This is a genomic window from Micrococcus terreus (assembly GCF_900116905.1).
Classification (GTDB): Bacteria; Actinomycetota; Actinomycetes; order Actinomycetales; family Micrococcaceae; genus Citricoccus; species Citricoccus terreus.
Genome location: NZ_FPCG01000004.1, coordinates 150,354 through 172,972 on the forward strand (window position 1 = coordinate 150,354; position 22,619 = coordinate 172,972).

The 22,619-nt window shown below is 68.6% G+C and carries 17 protein-coding genes; 11 read left to right on the forward strand and 6 right to left on the reverse strand.

Annotated features, from left to right (window positions below):
* Nucleotides 1-45 precede the first annotated feature (45 nt).
* Nucleotides 46-1,647, reverse strand: coding sequence for a cytochrome ubiquinol oxidase subunit I (locus BM355_RS06600; protein ID WP_091696355.1), 1,602 nt, complete (start codon nucleotides 1,645-1,647; stop codon nucleotides 46-48).
* 313 nt (nucleotides 1,648-1,960) lie between these two features.
* Here BM355_RS06600 and BM355_RS06605 point away from each other — a divergent pair, with 313 nt between their 5' ends.
* The 6 genes from BM355_RS06605 (at nucleotide 1,961) to BM355_RS06630 (ending at nucleotide 9,008) form a co-directional block, all read left to right on the forward strand.
* Nucleotides 1,961-2,320 carry a BlaI/MecI/CopY family transcriptional regulator gene (locus tag BM355_RS06605; RefSeq protein WP_091696357.1) on the forward strand — a complete coding sequence of 120 codons (360 nt, stop codon included), beginning with the start codon at nucleotides 1,961-1,963 and terminating at the stop codon, nucleotides 2,318-2,320.
* Nucleotides 2,321-2,364: 44 nt separating this feature from the next.
* Nucleotides 2,365-3,324, forward strand: a complete 960-nt coding sequence (locus BM355_RS06610) for a M56 family metallopeptidase (protein ID WP_091696360.1) — start codon at nucleotides 2,365-2,367, stop codon at nucleotides 3,322-3,324.
* 105 nt (nucleotides 3,325-3,429) lie between these two features.
* Entirely contained in the window at nucleotides 3,430-4,452 is a 1,023-nt protein-coding gene (locus BM355_RS06615) for a 3-oxoacyl-ACP synthase III (protein WP_177227866.1), read from the forward strand.
* Entirely contained in the window at nucleotides 4,449-7,256 is a 2,808-nt protein-coding gene (locus tag BM355_RS06620; RefSeq protein ID WP_245760645.1) for an alpha/beta fold hydrolase, read from the forward strand. The genes BM355_RS06615 and BM355_RS06620 overlap by 4 nt, the downstream gene beginning before the upstream one ends.
* Complete coding sequence (locus BM355_RS06625) at nucleotides 7,253-8,248, forward strand: NAD-dependent epimerase/dehydratase family protein (protein WP_177227867.1); 996 nt, start codon at nucleotides 7,253-7,255, stop codon at nucleotides 8,246-8,248. Before BM355_RS06620 ends, BM355_RS06625 begins: the two co-directional genes overlap by 4 nt.
* Nucleotides 8,249-8,309: 61 nt before the next feature.
* Nucleotides 8,310-9,008 carry a type 1 glutamine amidotransferase domain-containing protein gene (locus BM355_RS06630; RefSeq protein ID WP_091696369.1) on the forward strand — a complete coding sequence of 233 codons (699 nt, stop codon included), beginning with the start codon at nucleotides 8,310-8,312 and terminating at the stop codon, nucleotides 9,006-9,008.
* 12 nt (nucleotides 9,009-9,020) lie between these two features.
* Here the strand turns inward: BM355_RS06630 and BM355_RS06635 are convergent, their stop codons facing one another.
* Nucleotides 9,021-11,129, reverse strand: coding sequence for a DNA gyrase/topoisomerase IV subunit B (locus BM355_RS06635; protein ID WP_091696371.1), 2,109 nt, complete (start codon nucleotides 11,127-11,129; stop codon nucleotides 9,021-9,023).
* A 258-nt stretch (nucleotides 11,130-11,387) separates the two neighbouring features.
* Here BM355_RS06635 and BM355_RS06640 point away from each other — a divergent pair, with 258 nt between their 5' ends.
* Complete coding sequence (locus BM355_RS06640; protein ID WP_091696374.1) at nucleotides 11,388-11,609, forward strand: DUF7455 domain-containing protein; 222 nt, start codon at nucleotides 11,388-11,390, stop codon at nucleotides 11,607-11,609.
* A gap of 82 nt (nucleotides 11,610-11,691) precedes the next feature.
* On the opposite strand, the gene BM355_RS06645 is transcribed toward BM355_RS06640, so the two are convergent.
* The 4 genes from BM355_RS06645 to BM355_RS06660 form a co-directional block, all read right to left on the reverse strand.
* Entirely contained in the window at nucleotides 11,692-12,828 is a 1,137-nt protein-coding gene (locus tag BM355_RS06645; RefSeq protein ID WP_091696377.1) for an SGNH/GDSL hydrolase family protein, read from the reverse strand.
* Nucleotides 12,829-12,968: 140 nt separating this feature from the next.
* Nucleotides 12,969-14,330, reverse strand: a complete 1,362-nt coding sequence (locus BM355_RS06650) for an RNA polymerase sigma factor (protein ID WP_091696379.1) — start codon at nucleotides 14,328-14,330, stop codon at nucleotides 12,969-12,971.
* A 239-nt stretch (nucleotides 14,331-14,569) separates the two neighbouring features.
* Complete coding sequence (locus BM355_RS06655; RefSeq protein WP_091696382.1) at nucleotides 14,570-15,787, reverse strand: DUF4192 family protein; 1,218 nt, start codon at nucleotides 15,785-15,787, stop codon at nucleotides 14,570-14,572.
* Nucleotides 15,788-15,925: 138 nt separating this feature from the next.
* Nucleotides 15,926-16,960 carry a proteasome assembly chaperone family protein gene (locus BM355_RS06660; protein WP_091696383.1) on the reverse strand — a complete coding sequence of 345 codons (1,035 nt, stop codon included), beginning with the start codon at nucleotides 16,958-16,960 and terminating at the stop codon, nucleotides 15,926-15,928.
* A 177-nt stretch (nucleotides 16,961-17,137) separates the two neighbouring features.
* Between BM355_RS06660 and BM355_RS06665 the strand changes: the two genes are divergently transcribed.
* The 4 genes from BM355_RS06665 (at nucleotide 17,138) to BM355_RS06680 (ending at nucleotide 22,560) form a co-directional block, all read left to right on the forward strand.
* Nucleotides 17,138-18,754, forward strand: a complete 1,617-nt coding sequence (locus BM355_RS06665; protein WP_245760646.1) for a leucyl aminopeptidase — start codon at nucleotides 17,138-17,140, stop codon at nucleotides 18,752-18,754.
* Nucleotides 18,755-18,902: 148 nt separating this feature from the next.
* On the forward strand, nucleotides 18,903-20,300 hold the full coding sequence (gene lpdA / locus BM355_RS06670) for a dihydrolipoyl dehydrogenase (protein WP_091696385.1): 1,398 nt from the start codon (nucleotides 18,903-18,905) through the stop codon (nucleotides 20,298-20,300).
* A 98-nt stretch (nucleotides 20,301-20,398) separates the two neighbouring features.
* Complete coding sequence (gene sucB / locus BM355_RS06675) at nucleotides 20,399-22,204, forward strand: 2-oxoglutarate dehydrogenase, E2 component, dihydrolipoamide succinyltransferase (protein ID WP_091696387.1); 1,806 nt, start codon at nucleotides 20,399-20,401, stop codon at nucleotides 22,202-22,204.
* Nucleotides 22,204-22,560 (forward strand): hypothetical protein, encoded by a 357-nt coding sequence (locus tag BM355_RS06680; protein ID WP_091696389.1) that lies wholly within the window; start codon nucleotides 22,204-22,206, stop codon nucleotides 22,558-22,560. Before sucB ends, BM355_RS06680 begins: the two co-directional genes overlap by 1 nt.
* Nucleotides 22,561-22,619 lie beyond the last annotated feature (59 nt).

Genomic DNA, 22,619 nt, shown 5'->3' on the forward strand with positions numbered 1-22,619 from the left:
CAGTGACCTGTCTCTCTGTCTCTCACGTGTTCTCGGGCGGCCGGGTCAGTAGGCGAACGCGAGGACATCGGAGTCCTCTCGTCGGCCGCTGCTGCCAGGTCCGTCGTGGTGGTCGTCGGAGTGCTCGTCTGCGGTGAGCTCCGGCATGCCCGCGGGCACGCCACCCTTGACGTACCGCGTGAGCAGGATGACCTCCACCACCATCAGCACGGCGTAGATCAGCGTCAGGGCCACCAGGGAGAACAGGATCTCCCCACCGGAGACGCCCGGGGAGACGGCGGCCGCCGTGTACATCCACACCTGGTCGATGCCCGTGGGATCGGGGTTGGGCACCACCACGAAGGGCTGACGTCCCATCTCGGTGAAGATCCAGCCGGCGGCGTTGGCGCCGAACGGGGCCAGGATGCCGAACACCGCCAAGCGCATCAGGGGCCGGCTGGCCGGAACGGTGCCCTTGCGGGTGACCCACAAGGCGATCGCCGCGGCCAGGGCGGCCAGACCGCCGAAGGTGATCATGATGCGGAAGCCCCAGTAGGTCACCTCCATCACCGGCAGGTAGTCGATCTCCATGCCTGCCCGCTCTCCGTACATCGGGTCGTCGGGCAGGTGGGTGCCGTACATCTCCTGGTACTCCGGGATCAGGGTGTTCACACCCTTCACGTCCGTGGTGAAGTCGTTGTGCGCCAGGAACGAGAGCAGTCCGGGCACCTCGAACACGCCCACCACGTCATCGCAGGTGGTGGCACCCTCGGTGCGCGGATTGGCCACGGAGAGAATGGAGAACGCGGTGCCGTCGCGACAGGCCGCCTCAGCGGCGGCCATCTTCATCGGCTGCTGCTGGATCATCAGCTGTGCCTGGGCATGGCCGCTGAAGGCTGTCCCCAGGAAGCCGACGACCGCCACCCAGGCGCCCCACCGCAAGGAGGTGATCCAGACCGCATGGTCCTTCTCATCGCGTCCCTTGGATCCGGTGGTGCCCACCATGACGGTGCCGTCAGCGGCGACGGTGTCGATCCCGTCCGTGCGTCGCTTCCACAAGTGGTACCAGGAGATGCCGAGCAGGAAGGCTCCCGCCACGGACACGGCGCCGAAGATGGTGTGGGGGAAGCGCACGATCAGCGTGTTGTTGGTCAGCACGGCCCAGATGTCCGTCATCACCGGGCGGCCATCCACCATCTCCACTCCCACCGGATGCTGCATCCAGGAGTTGGCGGCCAGGATGAAGTAGGCGGAGAAGACCGAGCCGATCACAGCCGCCCAGAGCGCCGCCAGGTGGATCCGAGGGTTGATCCTGTTCCAGCCGAAGATCCAGATGCCCAGGAAGACGGACTCCAGGAAGAAGGCGATCAGCGCCTCCATGGCCAGCGGAGCACCGAACACATCACCGACGAACCGGGAGTATTCGGACCAGGCCATCCCGAACTGGAACTCCTGGACGATGCCCGTGGCCACGCCCATGATGAAGTTGATCAGGAAGAGCTTGCCCCAGAACTTGGTCATCCGCAGGTACTGCTCCTGACCGGTGCGGTGCCACTTCGTCTGCATGTAGACGAGCACCATGCCCAGGCCGATGGTCAACGGGACCATCATGAAGTGATAGACGGTGGTGATGCCGAACTGCCACCGGGCGATGTCCAAAGGATCCACAGTGGATGCCCTCTTTCCGCAGGGCTGCCCGGACGCGCACGGGCAGCGACCAATGAGTCGACGGCGGGCCAGGACAGACCGGGCCCGATCGCCCTGTCCAGGGGGGTGGCAGGGCGGTGCGAGGCCGGCTGGGGAACAGCTCTGTTCCGCCGGATGACTCCAGCGTAGCCCCGTTTTCTACGTCCTGTAGAATCCGAGTCGCCCCCCTGCGGTGAACGTGAGTGAGATCACCGCAGCCGGGGCGTCGCACACCGTTGAAGACTGTGATCCCGGCCGTGAGGCACCGCCTCCGCCGGATGTCGAAGGGGGCACCATGGGACTGGGCGAGCTGGAACGCTCGGTGATGGATCTGCTGTGGGATCGCAGCGTGTCCCTGACCGCCACCGAAGTGCGGGAGGCGCTGGCCGAGCACGGCGCGCAGACCGCCAGGCCGCTGGCTGTGACCACCGTCCTCACCGTCCTCTCCCGTCTGGAGAAGAAGGGTCTCGTCCGGCGCGAGGGAGATCGGCGGCCTCATCGGTATGCACCCCTGGCCAGCCGTGAGGAGCACACGGCCGGCCTGCTCCATGAGGTCCTGGGGTCAGCTTCGGACCGAGAGGCCGTCCTGGCACGGTTCATCGGTGGCATCAGTGCCGATGAGACCGCCGCGCTGCGCCGCCTGCTCTCGCGCTGACCAGGACCTCAGTCGAGCGGGGCCCACCCACCTAGACTGAGCCGATGACCGCCCTGATCCTGGCCGTGCTCGCGCTGCTGCTGGCCTGGCCGGTGCCGGTGCTGCTCGGCAGGGCCCGCTGGGTGCGCCGGGCGCCCGCAACCGCAATGGTGCTCTGGCAGGCCGTCGCGCTGGCCGGCGGGCTGGCGATGATCGGGACCCCGTTGGCCTGGGGGCTGGCCCCGTACGGCAGCAGCCTGCAGACGGCGGTGCCCGGTGCCGTCCAGGCACTGGTCACCGGAGACTGGCTCCACCGACTCGGCACGGACGATCTGGCACCGGCCCGGATCGCCGCCGTGACGCTGGCGCTCGTGCTGACCGCTCACCTGCTGCTGACCCTGGGCGTGACCGGCGTGCGCACCCTGACGGAGCGCCGCCGACACCGCCAGCTGGTCGACCTGCTCGCCGCCCCAGGACGTCCACGTCGGCTCGATGGGCTCATCGGCGGCTCCCCCACGAGAGTGCTTCCCCACCAGACCCCGGTGGCGTACTGCCTGCCTGGCCTCACCGGCGCGGTGACCGTGGTCTCCCATGGCCTGCTGGAGCAGCTGACCGCGGATGAGGTCCGCGCGGTGGTGGCCCACGAACGGGCGCATGTGCGCCAGCGGCACGACCTGCTTCGGCTGGCCTTCGAGGCCTGGCATCGGGCCTTTCCCTGGTTGCCCACCACACAGGTCGCCCGGCGCGCCGTGAGTGGCCTGACGGAGATGCTCGCCGACGACTCTGCCCTGCGGGAGCATCGCCGCGAGGTGCTCGTCTCGGCCCTGGCTCGAACCGGTACGGAACCCCCGCCGACCACCGACACCGATGCCGCCGCATCATCGGCCGCCTCCGTGCCGATCACCCTGCGTCTCTATCGTCTCCTCTCCCCCGTCGACCCCCTTCCCGCCTGGCAGCGGTTCGGTGTCGTCCTGGCGGCCGGCACCCTGGCGTTGCTGCCGCCGATCGTGCTCCTGAGCCCCTGAGCCACTCCGAACGCGCTGCACCCTGGGAGATTCGCTAGGCTGGATCTTCGGCGGTCGTGACCGCCGTCCCCCCACACCCCTTTCAGGAACGGACCAGGCCACATAGTGCAAGGCAACGCGATCTTCCGTCACACCAACGCCTCTCTGCTCTCGGTCACCGAGGTCGTGGCCCCCGTCACGGTCACCTCTGACCAGATCGACGACGAGCTGGTGGAGGTGCTCACGCGGCTCAAGCTGCCCCGAGGCCTGCTGCAGCGGGTGGCCGGCGTGCATGAACGGCGCAACTGGGAGGAGCCGGATCAGTTCCAGCGCGGTGCCGCAGAAGCGGGCCGAGCAGCCCTGGAGCAGGCCGGCGTGGATGCCTCCGCCGTCGGGCTGCTGGTCAACACCTCGGTGACCCGCCAGACCCTGGAGCCCTCCGTGGCCGTGAGGATCCACCACGAGATGGGCCTGCCGACCTCGGCCACGAACTTCGACATCACCAACGCCTGCCTGGCCTTCGTCAACGGCATGTCCCTGGCCGCGACCATGATCGACGCCGGGCAGATCGACTACGCCGTGGTGGTGGCCGGGGAGGACTCGGTGAAGGTCCAACGGGCGACACTGGCCAATCTGCACGCCGAGTACGTGGACCGCAGCAACGTCATGGAGCAGTTCGCCTCCCTCACCCTGGGCTCCGGCGCAGCCGCTGCGGTGATCGGCCGCTCCGACCTGCACCCGGAAGGACACCGGATCCGTCGCGGCATCACCCGCGCAGGCACCGACCACCATGACCTGTGCGTGGGCGACCACGAGGGCATGTTCACCGACTCCACCGCCCTGCTCAAGGACGGCCTCGAGCTCGTCATGGACGCCTGGAACGAGGTCCCGGAGGACTGGAACTGGGGCCAGATGGACCGGTACATCACCCATCAGGTCTCCCAGCTGCACACCGACTCGATCATCGAGGCCGCCGGCATCGACCGCGAACGGATCCCCACCACCTTCCCCGTCCTGGGCAATGTGGGCCCCGCATCCCTGCCCATCACCCTGGCCCGTGAGGCCGATTCGCTCCAGCGCGGCGACCGTGTGCTCTGCCTGGGCGTCGGTTCCGGACTGAACACCGCCATGCTGGAGATCGACTGGTGAGACTGCCCGCCGCCCCTGCCTTCATCCCTGACCACTCCGCGCTGCCGGGTCTCGATCCGGCGTGGAGCCGACTCGTCACAGCCCAGACCGTGGACGGCGAGCGGACCTTCCACGTGCTGGACACCGGACCGGTCCTCGAGGCCGCCGGCATCAGTCCCACCGGCACCATCCTGGCCGTCCACGGCAACCCCACCTGGTCCTATCTGTGGCGTTCTGTCGCTGCGGCGACGGTCCGCGCCGGACAGCGACCCGGCGCCCGACAGGTCTGGCGCGTGGTGGCACTGGACCAGTTGGACATGGGCTGCTCGGAGCGGTTGGCCCACCCCGGTCTGCCCGTTCCGGCCACCGCCGAGGAGTCCGGTCAGCCGAGCACGGCGCTGGGCTACCGCACCCTCACCGGGCGCATCGCGGATCTGGATGCGGTGGTGCGAAAGCTGGGCCTGGATGTCCAGGCTCGCCAGGGCCACCGGATCGTCACGCTGGGACACGACTGGGGCGGTGTCGTGTCCCTGGGCTGGGCCGGGCGGAACCGGGACCTGGTCTCGGCCGTGATGACCCTGAACACCGCCGTCCATCAGCGGTCGGAGGACCCGTTGCCTGCCCCCCTGCGCGCGGCGCTGGCTGGCCCTTTGCTGCCCGGTTCCACCGTGGTCACCGACGCTTTCCTCCGCACCACCACGGCCCTGGGCCACCCGTCTCTGACCCCTGAGGTCAAGACCGCCTTCCATGCTCCGTACACGGCCGATGCCGCACCGGGCACGGCGGCCGGCGCGGCGGAGCGTCGTGGCGGGATCGGCGGATTCGTGGCGGACATCCCCGTGGGCCCGGAGCACGGTTCCCATGCCGAACTGCAACGGGTCTCCTCGGACCTGGCCCTGCTGGGACGCGAGTCCACGCCGGCCCTGATCCTGTGGGGACCGAAGGATCCGGTGTTCCTGGACCGGTATCTGGCGGACCTGCTGGAACGCCTCCCGCAGGCGGATCTGCACCGCTTCGAGACAGCCGGGCATCTGCTGCCCGAGGACGTGGACATCACCGAACCGATCCTGCTCTGGCTCGAGCGGGCTGTGCCCACCGAGATGGATCGCGTCCAGCCGTCACCTGCCGCAGACCGGGCCCCGTCCTCCTGGTCGGACGACCAGCGGCCCCTGTGGTCATTCCTGGACGAGTGGCGTGACCAGGACACGCTCGCGGTGGTGGATCTGGCCGGGACGCACCCTGGCGAGGTCACCTGGGAGCGCTTGGCCTCCGTCGTGGACTCCGTGGCCTGCGGGCTGCAGGAGACCGGCGTCCGTCCCGGGGACCGTGTCTCCCTGATGGTCCCACCCGGGCGGGACCTGACTGCGATCCTCTACGCATGCCTGCGACTGGGCGCCATCGGAGTGGTGGCCGATGCCGGTCTGGGAGTGGCCGGGATGACCCGAGCCGTCCGAGCGGCCCGCCCCCAGTGGATCATCGGTGAGCTGCCCGGCCTCAGTGTGGCCCGCGTGCAGTCCTGGCCCGGCCGCCGGATCTCTGTGCGCACGCATTCCGCCGTGGTGGCATCCGGGCTGCGGGTCGAGGACTCGATCTATTCGATGATGGACCGCCATGCCGCAGAGCGCTTCACCGGTCCGGCTCCGGCTCCGTCTGATCCAGCGGCCATCCTGTTCACCTCCGGATCCACCGGTCCGGCCAAGGGTGTGATGTACACGCATGGCCGTCTGGCAGCCCTGGCCGCCCTGCTGCGCGATGTCTTCGACGTCCGCCCCGGGTCCTCCCTGCTGGCCGGCTTCGCTCCGTTCGCCCTGCTCGGACCGGCCATCGGGGCTACCTCGGCCACGCCGGACATGTCCGTCACGGAGCCGGCGAGCCTGACCGCCCAGGCGGTGGCCGCGGCCGCCGACGCCGCCGGCGCCACGATCGTCTTCGCCTCACCGGCCGCGCTGCGCAATGTGGTGGCCACCGCCGAGTCGCTGGACGATGCCCAGCGCTCCACCCTCGCCCGCGTGGACCTGGTGCTCTCCGCCGGCGCACCGGTGCATCCGGTCCTGATGGCCCAGGTCGCCCAGGTCTTCCCCTCGGCACAGATCCACTCCCCGTACGGGATGACCGAGTCGCTGCTGCTCACCGACATCGATCGGGACACTATCGAGCAGGTCACCTCGGCCGACTCTGACCAGGACGGTGTCTGCGTGGGGCTGCCGGTGGGTCCCGTGCGCGTGGCCATCGCCCCCCTGCGCGCCGACGGCACCTCCTCGGACACCCTGCTCGAGGGCCCGGAGGCGTTCGGCGTCCTGGGCGAGGTCGTCGTCTCAGCGCCGCATATGAAGGCCGGGTATGACCGACTGTGGCTCACGGACGCGCGGTCCAAGCGTGACTCCACCCCGGAACGGGACTGGCATCGCACTCAGGATGTGGGTCACCTCGACGACGACGGTCGGCTCTGGATCGAAGGTCGCCTCCAGCATGTGGTCACCTCGCCCGATGGCCCGGTCGCCCCGGGCGGGCCGGAAGCACGCATCGACGCTCTTGCGGGCGTGCATCGGGCCGCCGTCGTGGGGGTCGGGCCGGTGGGCACCCAGGCGGTGGTGGCCGTCGTCGAACCCTCACCGGTGCCCGGAGTCCGCTCCCCGCGTCCCGGGCTGGCCGATGCCGAGCTGACCCGTCAGGTCCGTTCGGCCGCCGCCCCGGTGCCGGTCTCGGCCGTGCTGGTCACGGACACCGTCCCGGTGGACATCCGCCACCAGTCCAAGATCGACCGGACACGATTGGCCGGATGGGCCGAGCGCATCCTGTCCGGCGGGAAAGTCGGTCGACCATGACACCGAAGCCGTTGAAGGTCCTGGTCACCGGATCGTCCGGGCTGCTCGGCGCCGGAGTGGCCGGCCGCCTGGTGGAGGCCGGCCATGACGTGGTGACCCTGCAGCGGCGCCCCTCCGGGGTCACCGGTGCCCGTGATGTCCAGGGCTCCGTGACGTCCGCGGAGACCGTGCGCCAGGCGATGGCAGGACGGGACACCCTGGTGCATGTGGCGGCCAAGGTCTCCGTCTCCGGTCCTGCCGAACAGTACGAGCAGGTCAATGTCCAGGGCACCCGCAACGTCGTGGAAGCGGCCCAGGAGGCCGGAGTGGAGCGGATGGTGCACATCTCCTCCCCCTCCGTGGCGCACGCAGGGACCTCGATCGTGGGCGAGGGGGCCGGGCCTGCGGATCCGGACCATGCCCGAGGCCACTATGCACGCACCAAGGCGCAGGCAGAACTGCTCGCCCTGGCTGCGGACGCGGAGGACTTCCGGGTCCTGGTCCTGCGCCCGCATCTGATGTGGGGGCCCGGAGACACTCAGCTGACGGATCGGATCGTCGACCGCGCCCGTCAGGGCAGGATGCCCCTTCTCGGTCCAGGGGCCGCCCTGGTGGACACCCTCTACACGGAGAACGCGGTGGATGCCGTGCTGCGAGCCGTGGAGGCGGTGGATCGGGTGCATGGAGAGGCACTGGTGGTCACCAACGGCGAACCGCGGGCCATCGGCGAGCTGGTCCGGGAGATGGCCCGCGCCGGCGGCGCACCGGCACCCCGCCTGCGGATTCCTGCCCGCGTGGCGACTTCCGCCGGTGCGGTGATCGAACGGATCTGGGAATGGGCCGACCTGGGCCGCAGCGGTGACGAGCCGCCCTTGACCCGGTTCCTGGCAGAGCAGCTCTCCACCGCTCACTGGTTCGACCAGCGGCGCACGCGGGAGGTCCTGGACTGGACGCCCCGCGTCAGCGTCGACGAAGGCCTCGAGCGACTGGCCGACCACTACCGTTCGGTGTGAACCTCAGGGCAGAATGAGCGGGCATCGCCTCACATCACACCCCACCTGAGGAGCACCTGATATGACCACTGTCGTCATGGCGCTGAGCGCCGCCCGTCACTGGACCCTGGCTGACGGCACCCAGCACCCCACCGGATTCTGGGCCGAGGAGTTCGTGGTCCCGTACACCGCGTTCCGTGACGCCGGCTTCGAGGTGCTGGTCGCCACACCCGGTGCCGTTCCACCTGTGGTCGATGAGCTCAGCCTGGGTCTGTCCGGCGGACTGCCCTCGACCACGCGCCGACTGCGGTCCCAGCTGGCCGCGCTCGAACCGGTCCTGGCCTCTCCTGCGGATCTGCATGAGGTGGATCCGATGTCCCCGGACATGGTGTTCTACCCCGGCGGCCACGGTCCGATGGAGGACCTGGCGGTGGACCGTGCCAGTGGCGAGCTGCTGCGCCAGCGTCTGGAGTCCGCCCGGCCGATCGCCCTGCTCTGCCATGCCCCCGCAGCCGTCTTGGCCACGGCAGACCAGCAGGGCCGCTCCCCGTTCACCGGCCGACGCATCACGGCACTGTCCAACCTGGAGGAACGGGTCAATCCCTTCGCCTGGAAGGCCTCGTGGCTGCTGCAGGACCGGCTCGAGCAGATCGGCGTTCGCTACGAGAAGGGGCTGCTGCCCTTCCGTCCTCACGTGGTGGTGGACGGCACCCTCTACTCGGGGCAGAACCCTCAGTCCTCCCAGCGGCTGGCCGAGATGATCATCACGGACCTGGGCTGAGTCCGCCGCCGGTCAGGCATCGATCCGGTCGCGGTCCAGATCATCGGCACCGGAGATGATGAACTGCTTGCGAGGGGCGACCTCGGAGCCCATGAGCAGGTCGAAGATCTGCTCGGCACGCTCCACCTCGGAGATGTTGACCCGGCGCAGCGTGCGGTGTCGAGGATCCATGGTGGTCTCGGAGAGCTGGTCGGCATCCATCTCACCCAGGCCCTTGTAGCGCTGGATCGGCTCCTTGTAGCTGCGTCCGTCCTTCTCCAGCTGCGCCAGCAGGGTGTGCAGCTCGTTCTCGGAATAGGTGTAGACCACTTCATTGGCGCCCGAGCCGCGCGTGACCACCTCCACCCGATGCAGGGGCGGCACCGCGGCATACACCCGTCCGGCCTCCACCATGGGCCGCATGTACCGGAAGAACAGGGTCAGCAGCAGGGTGCGGATGTGAGCGCCGTCGACGTCGGCATCCGTCATCAGGATGACCTTGCCATACCGGGCGGCCTCCAGATCGAAGCTGCGTCCCGCTCCCCCGCCGATCACCTGGATCAGCGCGGCGCACTCGGCGTTGGAGAGCATGTCGCCCACCGAGGCCTTCTGCACGTTGAGGATCTTGCCGCGGATGGGCAGCAGCGCTTGGAAGTCCGAGGACCGGGCCAGCTTGGCGGTGCCGAGTGCAGAGTCGCCCTCCACGATGAACAGCTCGGAGCTGGCCACGTCATTGGTCCGGCAGTCGGCCAGCTTGGTCGGCATGGTGGAGGTCTCCAAGGCGTTCTTGCGCCGCTGGTTCTCCTTGTGCGTCCGCGCGGAGATCCGAGACTTCATCTCCGCCACGACCTTCTCCAACAGCTGGGAGGTCTGGGTCTTGTCCTGCCGCTTCGAGGACGCGAACAGTGCGGTGAGCTCCTTCTCCACCACCTTGGCCACGATCGCGCGGACCGCCGGAGTGCCCAGCACCTCCTTGGTCTGTCCCTCGAACTGCGGTTCGGCCAGTCGGACGGTCAGCACGGCGGTGAGCCCGGCGAGGACATCGTCCTTCTCGAGCTTGTCGTTGCCGGCCTTGAGCTTGCGCGCGTTGGCCTCCACCGTCTTGCGGAAGGTCTTGAGCAGAGCCTGCTCGAACCCGGACTGATGGGTTCCTCCCTTGGGTGTGGCGATGATGTTGACGAAGGACCGGAAGGTGGTGTCGTATCCGACGTCCCAGCGCAGGGCGATGTCCACCTCGCACTCGCGCTCCACATCCTCCATCGCGGTCCGACCGTCGTCGCCGAGCACCGGGACACGCTCGGAGAACGATCCGGTGCCCTGCAGGCGCCAGACATCGGTCACCGGGCTGGCGGAGGACAGGTGCTCAGCGAACTCAGAGATGCCGCCGTCGTACTGGAAGACCTCTTCCACAGGACCGTCTGCGCCGGGGGTGCCGGGCAGACGCCGCTCGTCCCGGATGCTGATGCGCAGTCCGGGCACCAGGAATGCCGTCTGCCGAGCACGGCCCTGCAGCTCGGTGTAGGAGAACTTCGCATCAGGCGTGAAGATCTGTTCATCGGCCCAATACCGCACGCGGGTTCCGGTCTGACCGCGCTTGGCCTTGCCGACCACGTCCATCGGCGAGATGTCCGTGGAGGGTTCGAAGGGGGCATCTGGGCGGTGGGTGGATCCGGAGTCCGTGAAGCGACCCGGCTCTCCACGGCGGAACGACATCTGATGGATCTTGCCGCCCCGGAAGACCTGGACGTCCAGACGGGAGGACAGGGCGTTGACCACCGAGGCGCCCACGCCGTGCAGACCGCCGGAGGCCGCATAGGAGCCGCCGCCGAACTTGCCGCCAGCATGCAGTTTGGTGAAGACCACCTCGACACCGGACAGGCCGGTGCGGGGCTCGATGTCCACCGGGATGCCGCGTCCGTTGTCCTCGACCTCCACGGCCCCGTTGGCATGCAGGGTGATGTCGATCGACTGCCCATAGCCGGCCAGGGCCTCATCCACCGAGTTGTCGATGATCTCCCAGAGACAGTGCATCAGACCCCGGGAGTCCGTGGAGCCGATGTACATGCCCGGTCGCTTCCGGACCGCCTCCAGCCCTTCCAGCACCGACAGATGACGGGCGTTGTACTCACTGCTGCGGGACACGATGTCTTCCTCTGCTGGATGAACGGATGGGACCGTCCTTCAGGGTATCCGCGCGGCTGCCGCTTTCCCTGGCGACTGGCCGCCGCTGGACTCGGATTGACCCGCGATGGGGTACGCGGGAAGCGAAACCGCGCCACGCGGAGGGTCTCTGGAGAACAAAACCCGACAGAAGGTGGTTGCATAGGTGTACGCAACACCGATCCTGCGGCCACGACTGGCCGACCCCAGGATCAGGGGCACCAGAAGAGGAGGCCAGCCATGACCACCACCGCCACGATCGACCCGCCGGCACTGACCGGCGCTGACCGCTGCGACCGCTGCGGAGCACAGGCCTATGTGCGCGCTGTGCTGAACGTCGGAGGCGAGCTGCTGTTCTGCGGCCACCACGCTCGCGCAGTGGAGGATACCCTGCGCCCTCAGACCACGGTCTGGCAGGACGAGACCGCCAAGCTCCATGAGAAGGAGCCGGTGGACGCCTGATCGCCGCCGTCCAACTCAGCTCCATCGAGGACCCGTCACCAGGTGGTGACGGGTCCTCGTCTGTCTGCGGGCCCTGGCCGACTCAGCCGGCCGTCGTCGTGCTCTCCAGGACCGAGGTGACCAGCAGCGGCGCCTGTTGCGCGTGTCCGGTGGCTGTGGGGTGCATGAACCCGGGGATGTCCAGGCTGGAGAACGGCGGGACGATCCAGGAGTGATGCTGGCTGGCCCCGATGCGCGGGTCCAGGCCCCGCCCCTCGAAGGTGACGGTGGGGTCCACCAGCCGGAATCGCTCCGACCCCGTCTCGGCATTGAGCCGCTCCACCGTCTCCCGCTGCAGCGCCGTGTAGTCCTGCTGGATCCGGTTGAGCTCAGCTCCGGCGTCATACCATCCGGCCGGCCCCTCGGGAAGGGTGTAGCTGTCTCGGTTGATGAGCATCGGGTAGGCGACCAGGTGGATGGTGGCCGTGCCGGACGAGGCACGGTCGATGTCCCGCAGCGCCGCGGCCAGTCCGTCCTGGATGGTCCCCAGTCGTCCCTCAGCCACGGAGAGCGACCGCTCGCACCCGATCGCCTCGCGCAGCACGAAGCACTGGACCACGATGTCCACGAAGCCGCCGTCGTTGCCGCCGATCGTGAGGAAGACATGGTCGGTCTGATCCGAGACCGAGGCGATCTGCGAGTGGGCCCACAGATGACAGGCCGCCGTGGCCGTATAGATGCTCCCAGCCGGCGCCAGAGCCACCCTCCGGTACTCATAGAACCGGTCCTCAGGTGCACTGCGGCAGAGCCCCTCTGCCTCCACCCGCCGCTGCCATTCAGCGGACTGGTCCGCCACCGTGGGATACGAGCTGCGTGGCAGCCAATAGCTGCGTGTGCGGGACGTCTCCCACCTCAGATGGCGCGGCTGGGAGAGATCGGCCAGCACGCCTCCGCCGCAGGCGGCCATGGTGATCTCGGCCCCCAGCTGCCGAGCGGCCACCGGCCCGTAGGCCAGATCCGAGCGCATGCAGGGCCGGTCGGAGTAGGCCCCTGCTCCGTTGCCGGACGAATAGGAGTCTCCCAGGACTACGATCTGCGCTGGCGAGGACTCCGCGCCGGAGGATCCCTCTGTTCCGGTGGCCTGAACCGGTGCGGCCCCGGCCATCAGAGCCGCGACCAGGACCACGCCGGCGAACCAACGCGATCGTCGGGACGGAGCGGAGTGGTCGAACGTCGTCATGGAAAGTCCTGCCCTCGAGTGATGCTGTGTGATGCAGGACACACTACGGGAGGTGTCCGACGAGCCCGGGGGTACCGCCGGTGAACACAGAACGGCCCCGCACCGTGCGGGTGCGGGGCCGTTCTGGGACGCTGTCCGACTCAGTCCAGGTAGTCCCGCAGCACCTGCGAGCGGGAGGGGTGACGCAGCTTGGACATCGTCTTGGACTCGATCTGGCGGATCCGCTCACGCGTGACGCCGTAGACCTTGCCGATCTCGTCCAGCGTCTTCGGCTGGCCGTCGGTCAGGCCGAAGCGCATCGCCACCACGCCTGCCTCACGCTCGGAGAGGGTGTCCAGCACCGAATGCAGCTGCTCCTGCAGCAGCGTGAAGCTGACGGCGTCTGCCGGGACCACGGCCTCGGAATCCTCGATGAGGTCGCCGAACTCGGAGTCGCCGTCCTCGCCCAGGGGCGTGTGGAGGGAGATGGGCTCGCGGCCGTACTTCTGGACCTCGACCACCTTCTCCGGGGTCATGTCCAGCTCCTTGGCCAGCTCCTCCGGAGTGGGCTCGCGACCCAGGTCCTGGAGCATCTGGCGCTGGACGCGGGCCAGCTTGTTGATGACCTCGACCATGTGGACCGGGATGCGGATGGTGCGGGCCTGGTCGGCCATGGCGCGGGTGATGGCCTGCCGGATCCACCAGGTGGCGTAGGTGGAGAACTTGAAGCCCTTGGTGTAGTCGAACTTCTCCACGGCACGGATCAGGCCCAGGTTGCCCTCCTGGATCAGGTCCAGGAACAGCATGCCGCGGCCGGTGTACCGCTTGGCCAGGGAGACGACCAGACGCAGGTTGGCCTCCAGCAGGTGGTTCTTGGCACGGCGCCCGTCCGCGATCACCAGTTCCATGTCCCGGCGGAGCCGGGCGTCCTTGATCGGCTTCTCCTTCATCTTGTGCTCGGCATACAGGCCGGCCTCGATGCGCAGGGCCAGGTCCACCTCCTGCTCTGCATTGAGCAGGGCGACCTTGCCGATCTGCTTCAGGTAGTCCTTGACGGGGTCTGCCGTGGCACCAGCCGAGACGACCTGCTGGACCGGCGCGTCGTCCTCGGAGTCGGAGACCACGAAGCCGGCGCCGGACGACTCCTCGTCGTCCTCCCCCTTGGCGTCCGAGGCCTTCTGTCCCTTGACGCCCTTGTCGTCCTTCATGCCCTCGTCCTGGGCGGTGGTCTCAGCATCGGCGTCCTCGGCCAGCTCGGCCTCCTGGGCCTGCAGCTGTGCCTCCTCGGCAGCCACCTCGGCCACCGGGTCTGCGGTCTTCTTGGCCCGAGTCCCGGCGGTCTTCTTCGCCGTGGTCTTCTTCGCGGGTGTCTTCGCGGTGGCGGTCTTCTTGGTCGCAGCGGTCCGTGACGCCGTGGCCTTGGTGGCCGTCTTCTTGGCCGGCGCGGCCTTCTCCTCCGCGGCCACGGCGTCCGAGGTCGCTGCGGCGGTCCGCGTACTGGTCGTCTTGGAAGCTGTAGTCACTCAGAGCCTTTCGTTCGGACGTCGGCGACGCCCTGACGGTCAACACCACGATGACCCTGTCAAGTCAGCGATGTTGGGCGCGGACCGTTTCGGCGCATGCTGCACCGGCCGTTCCGCACCCCACTGACAGCAGGGTCTTTCCTCGGTCAACCACACCGAGTCGTGAATTGTTCCCGACGGTGTGCGGCCCGGCCCCGGGTTCGGAGCCGGACCGGCACGATTATGCCACTTGGCGGCGTTCAGGGCCTGCGACGACGCCAGGCGATCTCCTCTCGTGCGGCCCACCCGGCCAGATGCCCCTGGTCCAGCAGCTGCTCGAGCAGCTCGGCCATGCTGTAGTACGGATCACGTGCCCGGCACTGGTCCACCACGGCTCCGGCCCAGGATCCCCGCCCCCGGCACCAGTCCACCCACGCCGCCAGGCACTGCAGGGCCGAAGCCGTCTCCCCGGCCGCCAGCGGAAGCAGGTCCCGGCAGGCCTCGCGCAGCCGGTCCATCCGGTCCCAGTCCGGTGCTCGCACCGTGTCCGCCAGCATGGCCGAGACGTAGAGTAATCCGCTGGCTTCCGAAGGCGTGCAGCCCATCCGTGCGCTGGTTCCCCGAGGAAGGGCACGGATGAACTCTCCACCGGAGACGGCCCGTTGGAGGGTGAACGCCGACGAGGCCAGCAACCCGTCACGCAGACACACATGGTCCAGTCCCGCGACCAGCTCGACCAGCTCCGCCCGGGACCAGTCCGAGAGCGCTCCCGCCGACCCGTCGAGCACGCGTTCCCACCGCTGCATCCAGGCCGCCACGTAGTCCGAATCGTCCACCCCGACGGCGGCCCGCTCCAGTGCGGCGACCAACGCCAGGGACGGCCTCTCGGTGGGGACGGGCATCCGAGCCGCTTCCGGACCGGATTCCACCACCGACCCCTGCACGATGAAGGTGGCGTTGACCGCACTGACCTCGCTGCGCGAGACCGACCCGCCGTGTGGAGGACACGACGCGGGGTCAGGGCAGTCCAGGTGCCACAGGCAGCCGTGGTCCACGAGCCAGGTCTCCCGCAGGGGCAGACCGCGGTCAGCCAGCGCGTCCCCGAGCGCGGCCACGAGTGCTCCATCGGCCCCGCTGATCGGATCCTGCACCGGTTCGGGGCCGGCTGCCTCCGGATGCACCCGTTCCTTGAACACGAAGATCAGCGTGTCCGTGGCCTGGACGTCCTGGGACAGGTATCCGGCGATCAGCTCTGCATAGTGCTGTGGATCGACCCGCCCCTCCTGCAGCGCGGCGGGCAGATCCAGGCGGACCATCGCTCCGATGCTCGTGCCGCGTCTGGTCAGGCCGACGCAGCTCGAACGCGGTCGGAAGCCCAGGGAATGATCGATGTAGCTGAGCAGGTCGGCGGGCTCGGTGGCGCGGACCAGCGGGGGCTCGACGGGACGGGGCGCGGTGGCGGGCGATGAGTTCTCCATGCCCCTCAGACTGATCGACCCGGCATGGGCCCACCATCGCCGCGCGACTGACTGTGGGCGGCTCCTGCTGACCGGTCTGCTGTGCAGGAGCCGAACCCTGCCCAGCGGTTCCGGGCAGTGTGGACCGCCCCCCGAACGTCAGGTGAGGCCCGGTCCTGGCGAGGCCGGACCATCCGGCGCGGCGCCGTCGTCGAGCTGGTCCTGTCCTGACTCCGAGGCCGTGGACTCGCCCGGCTCCAGGGCATGCCGCGGCTGGCTGCTCAGGTAGTCCTCCACGGCTGCACCGAGCTCCTCCGCATCCGGGATCTCCTCACCCGGACGGACCAGCAGCGACCGGCTGGCGGTCGAGGCGTGCTGGTCGAAGTTGCGCTCCAGCCCCTCGACCATGGCCGTGATCTCACCCGATCCCTGGGTCTGGCGGTCCAGTTCACGGTCCACCTCACGTCCGCGCTCGCGCAGCTCGTCGGTGGGCAGCATCAGCTCCATGGCGGCGCCCACATACTCCAGGGCCGCCACCGCCGCCTGCGGGTAGGACGCATCGGCCACATAGTGAGGAACGTGCAGGGTGTACCCGGTGGCTCCTCGGCGCTGTTCGTCCAGCCGCAGCTCCAGCAGCTGTGCCACACCGGAGACCATCCGGGCCTGGGGGCTCCAGGTGGAGAGCCCCCGCACCAGGTCCTCCCTGTTGCCGTGCGCGGTCACGCCCAGGGGACGGGTGTGCGGGACGGGCATGGGCACCGCGTCCACCAGGGCGACCAGCTTCACGTCCAACTGCTCCACCAGGAACATCACCGAGGAGACGAAGCGCTCCCACTGGAAATCCGGCTCCGGGCCGGAGAGCAGCAGGAAGGGACGGCCGAGCAGATCCGAGACCAGGTGCAGCTCCAAGGAGGGCTGCTGGTAGTCGTGGAAGCGTTCACCGTCGAAGGAGATGACCGGGCGGCGGGCGCGGTAGTCCAGCAGCTGGTCAGCGTCGAAGGTGGCCAGGAGCCGGTGCTCCAACGTCTCCAGCAGCGTCTCCCGGACCTGGCCAGCCAGGTGCCCGGCATCCAGATGTCCGTTGAACACGGCCAGCATGCCCAGGCCACGCACCGGAGAGGCGTCGCCGATCCCGCTGGCGATCAGGTCCTGCCCGGCCGGTGCCAGGGTGAACAGAGAGGTGGGGTCCTGCATGGCGTCATCCCTTCCGACGAGGCGGTCCCAAGACGGTACCTGGGAACAACGCCGACTCGCGGACCGTTATTCCACACAGGGCGCTGCCGATAGGATCGGGGCGGCGCGTGGAACCAGGCACCACCCTGCCGCCTTCCAGCGCCCACCGCTCACCGACGACGACGGGAAGAACTCCACGTGATCTCAGACTTCAGCCCCCAGCTCACGGCCATCGGCTCCGATCTGCGCCGCAGCTCCGCCCAGGCGCTCGTGGTGGCCGTGGCCTCCACCGAGGACGGACCGGTCCTGCTGCCCAATCCGCTGGCGGATTCCGCCGCCCGTGCCCTGGCCGACTCGCTCGAGGCACTGGGGGTCACCGGCGCTGCCGATGAGGTCGTGCGCATCCCCGGGATGGACTCCGTCCCGGTGCCCGTCCTGGTGCTGACCGGTGTGGGCTCACTGACCGGTGAGGCCGGATCGGGTGTCTCCGCCGAGGCCCTGCGCCGGGCAGCCGGTGCCGCCATTCGCCACCTGGCCGGCACGACGACGGCCGCACTGGCTCTGCCGGCCGACTCGCCTGAGCAGCTGGGCGCGGTGGCCGAGGGCGCCTCCTACGGTGCGTACTCCTTCACCGGGTTCCGTTCCGCACCGGCTCAGGAGAAGGCCCGCAAGAAGGCCCCGGTGCAGCAGATCGAGATCGTCACCGACCTGAAGCAGAAGGCGGTCAAGCCCGTTCTCGACCGGGCCGCCGTGCTCGGACGCGCCGTGCGAGCCACCCGTGACCTCGTCAACACCCCGCCGTCCCACCTCTTCCCGGCCTCCTTCGCCGAGACCGTGTCCGCCGCCGCGGGCCAGCACTCCCTGAAGGTGACCGTCTGGGATGAGAAGAAGCTGGAGAAGGAGGGATTCGGGGGCATCCTGAACGTCGGCAAGGGCTCCTCCCGTCCCCCGCGCCTGGTCAAGGTGGAGTACTCCCCCGCCAAGTCCAAGAACGCCGCCCACATCGCCCTGGTCGGCAAGGGCATCACCTTCGACTCCGGCGGCATCTCGCTGAAGCCCCCGGCCTCGATGATGACCATGAAGTCGGACATGACCGGCGCCGCCACCGTGGCCTCGGTCATCACCGCCGCCGCCGAGCTGCAGCTGCCGATCAAGGTCACCGGCTGGCTGTGCCTGGCCGAGAACATGCCCTCCGGCACCGCCACCCGTCCCTCGGACGTCATCACCATCTTCGGCGGCAAGACCGTCGAGGTGATGAACACCGACGCCGAGGGCCGCCTGGTGATGGCCGACGGCCTGGTGGCTGCCACCAATGAGGCCCCGGACGCCGTGATCGACATCGCCACGCTCACCGGTGCGCAGATGATCGCCCTGGGCACCCGGACCACCGGCGTGATGGGCACCGAGGACCTGCGTGACGAGGTGGTCCGTTCGGCCGATGCCGCCGGTGAGACCGCCTGGGCCATGCCGATCCCGGAGAACATGCGCAAGTCCCTGGACTCCTCGATCGCCGACATCTCCAATGTGGGCGACCGCTTCGGCGGGATGATGGCGGCCGCCGCGTTCCTGCGCGACTTCGTGGACGCCGGCCGTGACGCCGCCGAGGCCAAGGCCGCTCCCACCCCCTGGGCGCACCTGGACATCGCCGGCCCGTCCTTCAACGAGTCCGCCCCGTGGGGCTACACCCCCAAGGACGCCACCGGCGTGATGGTGCGCACCCTCGTGCAGTTCCTCGAGGGCCGCGCCGGGGTGAGCACCGCGGCCGCCGAACCCGCCTCCCAGAAGGCGACCGGCCGCCGTCGGGACCGCCGCTGACACCGGCGCAATCTCGCGCGAACAAGTGGCAGCCGTTCGCCGCAGGCGGCTAAGGTGAACCACGAGGCACCACCGCGGCGCGCCGGGCACTGATCATGTGCCCGGCGCACCTGAGAACACGGGGACGTCAGGAGATCCCGGTCCCTTGATGATTGAGGAGCACACTGTGTCCGAAAAGGCAAACGCCCAGGAATTCGACGTACTCGTCCTCGGAGGTGGATCCGCCGGTTACGCCGCGGCCCTGCGCGCGGTGCAGTACGGCATGACCGTCGGTCTGGTGGAGAAGGCCAAGCTCGGCGGCACCTGCCTGCACTGGGGCTGCATCCCCACCAAGGCCTACCTGCACGCCGCTGAGCTGGCCGACGACGCCCGCAACAGCGAGAAGTACGGCGTGAAGACCACCTTCGAGGAGGTGGACATGGCCGCCGTGAAGTCCTACAAGGACGGGATCGTCGCCGGCAAGTTCAAGGGCCTGACCGGTCTGATGAAGATGAAGAAGGTCCAGGTCATCGAGGGCGAGGGCAAGCTCGTCTCCCAGAACGAGATCGAGGTGGACGGCACCCGCTACAGCGGCAAGAACATCGTCCTGGCCTCCGGCTCGCAGTCCAAGACCTTCGGCCTGCCGATCGGCGGCAAGATCATGACCTCCACCGAGGCCCTGGAACTGGACTACACCCCGAAGTCGGCCATCATCCTGGGTGGCGGCGTGATCGGTTCCGAGTTCGCCTCCGCGTGGAACTCCTTCGGTGTGGACGTCACCATCATTGAGGGCCTGGACCACCTGGTTCCCAATGAGGATCCGGCGATCATCAAGGTCCTGGAGCGCGAGTTCAAGAAGCGCGGCATCAAGACCAACCTCGGCACCTTCTTCGAGAAGGTCGAGGAGACCGGCGACGGCGTCAAGGTCACCCTGGCCGACGGCAAGGAGTTCACCGCCGAGGTCTGCCTGGTCGCCGTGGGCCGCGGCCCCGTGACCGAGGGCCTGGGCTACGAGGAGCAGGGCATCACCCTGGACCGCGGGTTCGTCATCACCGACGAGCGTCTGCACACCGGTGTGGGCAACATCTACGCCGTGGGAGACATCGTCCCCGGCCTACAGCTGGCCCACCGCGGCTACCAGCAGGGCATCTTCGTGGCCGAGGAGATCGCCGGGAACAACCCGCTGATCGTCGAGGACGTGAACATCCCGAAGGTGACCTTCACCGATCCGGAGATCATGTCCGTGGGCTACTCCGAGACCAAGGCCAAGGAGGAGTTCGGCGAGGACGCCATCGAGGTCACAGAGTACAACCTGGCCGGCAACGGCAAGTCCTCGATCCTGGGCACCGGCGGCATCATCAAGATGGTGCGCCAGAAGGACGGGCCCATCGTCGGCGTGCACGGCATCGGCAAGCGCATCTCCGAGCAGATCGGTGAGGCCCAGCTGATCGTGAACTGGGAGGCCTACCCGGAGGACGTCGCCACGTTCATCCATGCCCACCCCACCCAGAACGAGTCTCTGGGCGAGGCCGCCATGGCCCTGAACGGCCACCCCCTGCACGGCTGACCCCTACGCATCATCGGCCCGTCCCGTCACGGGACCGCGCCGCACCCACACCTCACGCCGGCCCAGCAGTCGGCACGCATGAAGGAGAACCGGACACCATGTCTGAAACCGTGAACCTGCCGGCACTCGGCGAGTCCGTCACCGAAGGCACCGTCACCCGTTGGCTCAAGGAGGTCGGCGAGGAGGTCGCCGTCGACGAGCCGTTGGTGGAGGTCTCCACCGACAAGGTCGACACCGAGATCCCCTCCCCTGTGGCCGGTGTGCTCCAGGAGATCCTGGTCCAGGAGGACGAGACCGTCGAGGTCGGCGCTCCGCTGGCCAAGATCGGCGACGGCGAGGGATCCTCGGATGAGAGCTCCGACGGCGACGACGAGGATGCCGCTGCCGAAGAGGAGAACAAGGACTCCGGCGCGAGCGACGACGAGTCCACCGGGGACGACGACACCGCCGGCGAGGAGGTCTCCTCCGAGCAGGTCGCCGCAGAGGACCAGGAGGAGCGTGGCTCCGGAGACGCCTCCGAGGTGACCCTGCCCGCGCTCGGCGAGTCCGTCACCGAAGGCACCGTCACTCGTTGGCTCAAGGAGGTCGGCGACGACGTCGAGGTCGACGAGCCTCTGCTGGAGGTCTCCACCGACAAGGTCGACACCGAGATCCCGTCTCCGGTGGCCGGCAAGCTGCTGGAGATCAAGGTCGAGGAGGACGAGACCGTCGAGGTCGGCGCCATCCTGGCCCTGGTCGGCTCCGGTTCCGCCGGCGCTTCCACGGAGAAGTCCGAGGACAAGCCCGAGAAGTCCGAGGAGACGTCGGAGCCGGCCTCCGAGGAGAAGCCGGAGAAGACCGAGGACAAGCCGGCCGAGAAGTCTGAGCAGAAGGCTGAGAAGACCGAGGAGAAGCCGGCGAAGAAGGATGAGCCGAAGGCCGACTCCGCTGAGAAGTCCTCCGGTGGCGCCGCCTCCTCTGACGGTTACGTCACTCCCCTGGTGCGCCGCCTGGCCCACCAGCACGGTGTGGACCTGTCCACCCTGGAGGGCACCGGCGTCGGCGGGCGGATCCGCAAGCAGGACGTCTTGGCCGCTGTGGAGAAGCAGGGTTCGGCCTCCGAACCGGCCGCTGAGGAGAAGGCCGCACCGGCCGACTCGACGTCCGCTGCCCAGGCTCCGGCCAGCTCGGTGGATCCGGCCAAGCGTGGAACCACGGAGAAGGCTCCGCGGATCCGCCAGGTCATCGCCAAGCGCATGCGCGAGTCTCTGGACACGTCCACGCAGCTGACCCAGGTGCACGAGATCGACATGACCCGCATCGTCGCTCTGCGCGGCAAGGCCAAGTCGGCCTTCGAGCAGAAGAACGGCGTGAAGCTGACCTACCTGCCGTTCATCGCCCAGGCGGTGGCCGAGGCCCTGAAGCAGCACCCGAAGCTCAACGCCTCGTACAACGGTGAGACCTCGGAGATCACCTACCACTCCTCGGAGGACCTGGCGATCGCCGTGGACACCGACAAGGGTCTGCTCGTCCCGGTGATCTCCGACGCCGGCTCCCTGAACCTCTCCGGCATCGCGGGGAAGATCGCTGACCTGGCCGACCGTGCCAGGACCAACAAGATCTCTCCGGACGAGCTCTCCGGCGGGACCTTCTCGATCACCAACATCGGTTCGGTCGGGGCGCTGTTCGACACCCCGATCATCAACCAGCCGCAGGTGGCCATCCTGGGCACCGGCACCATCACCAAGCGTCCGATGGTGATGACCGATGCCGACGGCAATGACACCATCGCCATCCGTCACATGATGTACCTGTGCCTGACCTATGACCACCGCCTGGTGGACGGTGCCGACGCCGGTCGCTTCCTGCAGACCGTCAAGGCCCGTCTGGAAGAGGGCGAGTTCGGCAACGAGCTCGGTCTCTGATGGAGGTCCTCGTCGCCCTCATGGTGGCGGTCCACCTGATCTCGGTGGCCGCCATCGTGGGGGGCTGGCTGGCTCACTTCCGCAGCCCCACCGTCACGCTCTCCCAGTGGTGGGGTTCGTTGGGGATGATCCTCTCCGGACTGATCCTGGTGGTCCTGGCCGAGATCAACGGCAGCCCGAACCATCTGAAGATCGCGGTGAAGCTCGTCATCGGGCTGATCGTCCTGGTGGCCGCCCTGCTGGGGCGGCGCAAGGAGAACAAGGGCGAGCCGGTGCCCACCGGTCTGGCCCACGCTGTGGGCGGTATGGGCCTGGCGAACCTGCTCGTGGCCGTCCTCTGGCGCGACTACTCCTGATCTGACGGGCTGAGGCAGCCCTCACTCAACGCCTTCAGCAGGACCCGGAAGGGGCCGAC

Bases quoted from the DNA above. Each gene is read 5' to 3' on its own strand.
- BM355_RS06655 (WP_091696382.1), bottom strand. From the start codon at position 15,787: ATGGAGAACTCATCGCCCGCCACCGCGCCCCGTCCCGTCGAGCCCCCG.
- BM355_RS06610 (WP_091696360.1), top strand. From the start codon at position 2,365: ATGACCGCCCTGATCCTGGCCGTGCTCGCGCTGCTGCTGGCCTGGCCG.
- sucB (WP_091696387.1), top strand. From the start codon at position 20,399: ATGTCTGAAACCGTGAACCTGCCGGCACTCGGCGAGTCCGTCACCGAA.
- BM355_RS06630 (WP_091696369.1), top strand. From the start codon at position 8,310: ATGACCACTGTCGTCATGGCGCTGAGCGCCGCCCGTCACTGGACCCTG.
- BM355_RS06680 (WP_091696389.1), top strand. From the start codon at position 22,204: ATGGAGGTCCTCGTCGCCCTCATGGTGGCGGTCCACCTGATCTCGGTG.
- BM355_RS06605 (WP_091696357.1), top strand. From the start codon at position 1,961: ATGGGACTGGGCGAGCTGGAACGCTCGGTGATGGATCTGCTGTGGGAT.
- BM355_RS06625 (WP_177227867.1), top strand. From the start codon at position 7,253: ATGACACCGAAGCCGTTGAAGGTCCTGGTCACCGGATCGTCCGGGCTG.
- BM355_RS06660 (WP_091696383.1), bottom strand. From the start codon at position 16,960: ATGCAGGACCCCACCTCTCTGTTCACCCTGGCACCGGCCGGGCAGGAC.
- BM355_RS06645 (WP_091696377.1), bottom strand. From the start codon at position 12,828: ATGACGACGTTCGACCACTCCGCTCCGTCCCGACGATCGCGTTGGTTC.
- lpdA (WP_091696385.1), top strand. From the start codon at position 18,903: ATGATTGAGGAGCACACTGTGTCCGAAAAGGCAAACGCCCAGGAATTC.
- BM355_RS06640 (WP_091696374.1), top strand. From the start codon at position 11,388: ATGACCACCACCGCCACGATCGACCCGCCGGCACTGACCGGCGCTGAC.